Origin of the sequence: Arsenophonus sp. ENCA (genome assembly GCF_002287155.1) — a bacterium.
GTDB lineage: Bacteria > Pseudomonadota > Gammaproteobacteria > Enterobacterales > Enterobacteriaceae > Arsenophonus > Arsenophonus nilaparvatae.
In genome coordinates, this window is the sequence record NZ_NHNG01000518.1 from 1 (window position 1) to 2,361 (window position 2,361).

The following is a 2,361-nucleotide window of genomic DNA, read 5'->3' on the forward strand; positions in this document are numbered from 1 at the left end:
ACATAAACGATTATCTCGTAACAGCCGCTCTTTGTTGATCATTTCAAACCTTTATTCTCTAAGTTAAACCTCTTTTTATTCTCAATAGCGTGACAAAAAATGCAAGTCTCTATTCAGCAACTAGTTTTTTATAGCTCGGGGCGGCCAAATCATCGATGCAACCTTGGTACCGGCTCCCAAGCAGTCGTTCACGAAGGACGAAAAGGAACAACTCAAGCAGGAAGCGATGCCTGCTCATTGGAAACCAACCAAGCGGCGACAAAAAGATTTAGACGCCACGTGGACTAAAAAACACGGTCACGAGTTTCGCACAGGCATATAAAATTCTAAAAATGGCTTAAAAGCAATGATTAATCTGCAAGTTACTAAAAAACATAAATTTTCTTAAATTACAATAAGTTGTATTTGATTTATAAGGTTTTGACTATTTATATATCATGCTGAATTAAACTTAAAAATAGAGCGTTTTTTTATTGGTGCGAAACTCGTGGTAATATGAGATTATCATAAAAATAGTTTACATTTTGTTAAGAGGTTAAATTATGGGTCACGCATTGAAAAAAGCATTTCGCTTGTCAATACCTCAACGTGACAAAAGCAGAATTGCCAATCCTAAACCTGTGATTGCTGCCGACTGCTCTCATGCTGATCAGATTGCCAAAGCTTTTGAATTTGGCCTTGTTAGATATGAAATGAATATGAAGGAACTTTCAAAGGTATAAATGATGCCATTTTCTTTTGGTGAAACCGTTGATGGCATCAGATACTTATCTGTTGATGATATTATATACATAAATAAAAGACTAATAGAATCTCAAACCCCCAATGAACCTATTAAGATTATCAATAAAAACTCTCTAGGATCATCTCAATCTAGACCTTCTTTAGTTAGATACTACGAACAGACTAATGATATGTTTGTTTTATCAGCTGCTTTAATAGAAAGCCTAATTCAAAATCACCCATTTGCTAATGCAAATAAACGCACTGCCATGATGTCAGGGTATATATTTTTACTAATCAATGGTTATGAATTAACAGCTCCAGGTTCTGAAATAGTTGAAATGGCTTGTGGATTAGCTCAAAAATACTATTCAGTTAAAGATCTTGAAAATTGGCTATGCTATTGGTCTCGTTGCTACGATGTAATCGATCTGTGTAATCTTTCTATAGATGAGTTGATGTCATCTAATTAATACTCTTCTTCATCAATCAAAAAACAACATTGACTCAAGAACAAATCATGCGCTATAGTTCTTCTAGGTGCTCAAAACACCTATGAGCGGATACCGCACTCAATAGTTTTGCGGATCTTTTGTATCCAAATTTTGATATGATCGGGCGTGCGGCTAATAAAATACCTCTTTGAGGAAATATGCCCGCCGATCTCATAACGGTTTTGAGCGCCCGATCACCACTTTAAAAGTGAATTCAAAATAATTATGAGGATATAAAATATGACAAAATTAATTGTCAATCCATTTACATTTGAAAATAATAAAATACGTATAGTAATCAAAAATAATGAACCGTGGTTTGTTGCTCAAGATATATGCAATGTGCTGAAAATTGTTAATAGCAGAGATGCATTAAGTAAATTAGATAGTGATGAAAAGGGTGTAGGTTTAACAGACACCCTTGGCGGAAAGCAAAGCATGAACATAATTTCCGAATCTGGCATGTACACTTTAGTATTCCGTTGCCGTGATGCAGTCAAACAAGGAACACTCCCTCATCGTTTTCGTAAATGGGTAACAAATGAGGTTCTGCCTTCTATCCGTAAAACAGGCAAGTACGAGCATCCACAACCAAGACCCGAAGCACCCGAACTTTTAACAATTGCCCCGTAAATCCTCGCCCAATGCGAGGCTGTCGCAAAAGGGGTGGAATTTTTTTTCAACAATATCCCACCGTGCAGATTTTCTCTTTTTCTGATTTTAGTTTGTACAAATAATAGACTGAGAATCATCCATAATATCAGAGCAACCGCTCTTGATAAGTTATAGGCCATTGCATGCAGGGTAAATTCGAGCTTTACCGCTAATAATCCCTTACGCCGGAAACGTTCCAAACCCTGAATTCCCCGCAATGCTGAAAACACAGGTTCAACCATGCTCTTTCGCTGACTCAAGATTTTTTTAGACTCAGGAGTAGCCATATGTAAACGAAGTTCATCTCGTTGTTTATCTTCCGGATAGCGTTTTATTTTCCTTCCATCTTTGGATTGTGTACATTAAACTAGTTGCTGAATAGAGACTTGCATTTTTTGTCACGCTATTGAGAATAAAAAGAGGTTTAACTTAGAGAATAAAGGTTTGAAATGATCAACAAAGAGCGGCTGTTACGAGATAATCGTTTATG

2 protein-coding genes and 3 pseudogenes are annotated in these 2,361 nt (G+C 36.4%); 4 read left to right on the forward strand and 1 reads right to left on the reverse strand.

Features of this window, described 5'->3' with window-relative positions:
• Window positions 1-127: 127 nt before the first annotated feature.
• The 4 genes and pseudogenes from CBG25_RS13510 to CBG25_RS13525 all read left to right on the forward strand — a co-directional run.
• A pseudogene (locus CBG25_RS13510) lies at window positions 128-298 on the forward strand (IS5/IS1182 family transposase); the annotation flags it as partial.
• A gap of 244 nt (window positions 299-542) precedes the next feature.
• Window positions 543-722 (forward strand): hypothetical protein, encoded by a 180-nt coding sequence (locus tag CBG25_RS13515; RefSeq protein ID WP_290607260.1) that lies wholly within the window; start codon window positions 543-545, stop codon window positions 720-722.
• The gene (locus tag CBG25_RS13520) at window positions 723-1,196 is read left to right on the forward strand and encodes a type II toxin-antitoxin system death-on-curing family toxin (RefSeq protein ID WP_290607262.1); all 474 of its coding nucleotides are present in this window, start codon (window positions 723-725) and stop codon (window positions 1,194-1,196) included.
• A 261-nt stretch (window positions 1,197-1,457) separates the two neighbouring features.
• A pseudogene (locus CBG25_RS13525) lies at window positions 1,458-1,796 on the forward strand (BRO family protein); the annotation flags it as partial.
• On the opposite strand, the pseudogene CBG25_RS13530 reads toward CBG25_RS13525, so the two are convergent.
• Window positions 1,733-2,221, reverse strand: a pseudogene (locus CBG25_RS13530) (transposase); the annotation flags it as partial. The pseudogenes CBG25_RS13525 and CBG25_RS13530 overlap by 64 nt on opposite strands.
• Window positions 2,222-2,361: the final 140 nt, after the last annotated feature.